Genomic DNA, 2,512 nt, shown 5'->3' with positions numbered 1-2,512 from the left:
GAATTGCGCTAAAGTGGTCAACTTTTATTTTAGCGTTTACACTCTTGGTATCAATTTTATCCAAGAGGTGTCTATACTCTTGATTTAATAGTAGATTGGGTTTTAAAAAAGGAGTATCGATATTTTGCATACTGATATTTCCCCTGTTTAATTAAATCATTATAGCTTTATTAAAATTAGAATTAATCTTGTCAAAGGTTATCTCTTCTGTAGTTTTAAAAGTTATATCTGCATCTATTAATGATTTACAGTCCCCTATACCTACAGCAAACATATTTGCAGCTTTAATGGATTTTATTCCTGCAACCGAATCTTCAATTCCTATACAACTAAACGGATCTGCATTAAGACCTTGGGCCGCATTGAGGAAAATCTCTGGATGTGGTTTTCCTCTTTTAATGAAATTTGCATCTGCTATATAATCAAAATAATGTGTTATTCTTAACTTTTCTAATAATAAAGGTGCATTTTTACTTGAAGATGCAAGAGCAATTTTTATATTTTGGTCTACTAAAGTTTGAAAAAGAGTGGAAATCCCAGGTAAAACATCACAAGGGGTAACACGCTCTATATATCTTTTATATATTTCATTTTTTTCATTGGCGATGTTAACCAATTGGTTTTCTGAGAATTCTGTTTCCATACCTGCTTCCTCTAAAATTATTTTAATAGAGTTTAGACGTTCTACTCCTTTGAGTTTTTCATTAATTTTCCTATTAAATGGAATACCGTATTTTACCGAGATTTTTTCCCATGCTAAATAATGAAGTTCAGAACTTTTAGTAATTACTCCATCTAAATCAAATATAAATGCTTCTGGGCCTTTCATTTTCTCTCCCCCCCTTTAGTCCCGATTATATCCCAATAAATTCCCAAATTATGCTTTCGTAGAATAAGTTAACACAAAATATTGAAAAAATGCAAAAATATTCCTAGAGGAATATTTTTTTATAAATAATAGAAAAAAAAGTATTTTCCCTGAGTATTTTCCGTTTATTTCAATTTTTTTCAATATAAAAAGGTCTTATTTACTAGTTTTTTGTCGAAAAATTGTAATATTTAATGCTTTTTATCGGTGAAATTTTATAAAGTTCCTTTAATTTCTTTTTACTAAGGAATAAATAAAATTTTAGAGGATTTGGAGGAGTTTAATGAAGAAGAATATTAGTAATACGCAGAATTCAGCTGCCAATAGGCGGCTAATTTAAAAAGCGGGGATGGTTTATTGAAGAAGGACGTTTTTAATGGAGGACATTGATGGACATATTGAAATGGATTCAACAGTGGTATGTTGCCCATTGCGATGGCGATTGGGAACACGAATATGGGATAGCAATTGAAACATTAGATAATCCTGGTCGGAGTGTAAAGATTAGTGTGGACAATACTGATTTAAAGGACAAACCACTTGAAAATATAGTTATTTGGAAGGAAACCAAACTTATTATTTTCCTGAAGGATTTATTTTAAAGACGGGATCTACTGTATTTGTTACTTCTGGTCCTGGGGCTAAAAATCAAGCTCCCACATATTTAAAATGGACTAACGCTAATGTGTTAAATAATGCTGGGGATGTGACACGGCTTTATAACCCTAAAGGAGAGAAGGTCAGCGAAATCAAGTAAGTGGCTTTCCATGTAGATTGTAAACAAAATGAATAAGAAAAGGCCCTTCTTAATGCGAGAGGGGCTTATTTTATTGATATATAAGACACGATAGTTGAAGAAGTTAGGCAGCCTAAAAGCCTTAAAGGCTCCGCAGTCATAACCATCAATTTTACTCTTGATGCAAAGGCGGCTCCATACCGCCTAGATAATGCCATCCCTACTAGTATTGGGTCAAGGATGAAAGCCCCTAGTTCAACTCCATTATCTGTCTTCTTTTTAGGACCATCATCATTTCCATTACCAATTGGCCTGAAATGTCCTCCTTTCAATCCTTTAACCTCATTTTCCTATCTCTTTAAGTCTTTTTTTGAGGGAAGATAGACAATATCTATCTACTTTCCCAAGTCTCAAACAATATATGAGGGCTATAACTTATCCTATGTACACTCAAACCGCTAAAATATTTAGAAATATGTGCTATTTTTTGTCAAAATCCTCCTTAATATATACACTAATAAACAATGGATTTATGATTAAATAAAACAAATCCAAACAGAAAAGAGCATGCCTAATGGAAACCATTTATGAAGTTTCAAGAATCAAGCAAGTCATTATAGAAGTGAAAGATAGAAGATTTGAAAAAAGAGTTTGTAACCCCTGGGATGTGAAAGATGTTGCCCATCACTTTATAGCGGACGATGACAGAGAGGTGTTTCTCGTTATTTGCCTCAACACCAGAAATGACGTAATCGCTGTACATAGAAGTCATATCGGTACTCTTGCCACTGCTGCCGTTTCACCTCGTGAAATCTTCAAAGCGTGCATCCTAAATAACGCAAGGAGCCTTATCGTAGCGCACAACCACCGGAGAAGGGATATGTTTCTTTTTTATTAATCATCTGATA

Annotated in this window: 4 protein-coding genes; 2 read left to right on the top strand and 2 right to left on the bottom strand. The window is 33.4% G+C overall.

Features of this window, described 5'->3' with window-relative positions:
- Positions 1-151: 151 nt before the first annotated feature.
- Positions 152-829, bottom strand: coding sequence for a beta-phosphoglucomutase (gene pgmB / locus PBF_RS24605; protein ID WP_035333644.1), 678 nt, complete (start codon positions 827-829; stop codon positions 152-154).
- 428 nt (positions 830-1,257) lie between these two features.
- On the opposite strand from pgmB, the gene PBF_RS24600 reads away from it, so the two are divergent.
- Positions 1,258-1,470 (top strand): Imm53 family immunity protein, encoded by a 213-nt coding sequence (locus tag PBF_RS24600; protein WP_051489017.1) that lies wholly within the window; start codon positions 1,258-1,260, stop codon positions 1,468-1,470.
- A gap of 220 nt (positions 1,471-1,690) precedes the next feature.
- On the opposite strand, the gene PBF_RS24595 is transcribed toward PBF_RS24600, so the two are convergent.
- Positions 1,691-1,936: a hypothetical protein gene (locus tag PBF_RS24595; RefSeq protein ID WP_035333643.1), complete on the bottom strand. Its 246-nt coding sequence runs from the start codon at positions 1,934-1,936 to the stop codon at positions 1,691-1,693.
- A 242-nt stretch (positions 1,937-2,178) separates the two neighbouring features.
- On the opposite strand from PBF_RS24595, the gene PBF_RS24590 reads away from it, so the two are divergent.
- A complete protein-coding gene (locus PBF_RS24590) occupies positions 2,179-2,502 on the top strand; it encodes a JAB domain-containing protein (protein WP_051489016.1) in 324 nt (107 codons plus the stop codon).
- The last annotated feature ends 10 nt before the right edge of the window (positions 2,503-2,512 follow it).

This window comes from Cytobacillus firmus DS1 (genome assembly GCF_000565285.1).
GTDB classification, from domain to species: Bacteria; Bacillota; Bacilli; order Bacillales; family Cytobacillaceae; genus Cytobacillus; species Cytobacillus firmus_A.
Note: the sequence above shows the minus strand (reverse complement) of the source record. Positions and strands in the feature narration are given on the sequence as shown.

What these genes read in the sequence shown, in the direction of transcription:
- pgmB (WP_035333644.1), bottom strand. Translation starts at nt 829, where the DNA reads ATGAAAGGCCCAGAAGCATTTATATTTGATTTAGATGGAGTAATTACT.
- PBF_RS24600 (WP_051489017.1), top strand. Translation starts at nt 1,258, where the DNA reads ATGGACATATTGAAATGGATTCAACAGTGGTATGTTGCCCATTGCGAT.
- PBF_RS24590 (WP_051489016.1), top strand. Translation starts at nt 2,179, where the DNA reads ATGGAAACCATTTATGAAGTTTCAAGAATCAAGCAAGTCATTATAGAA.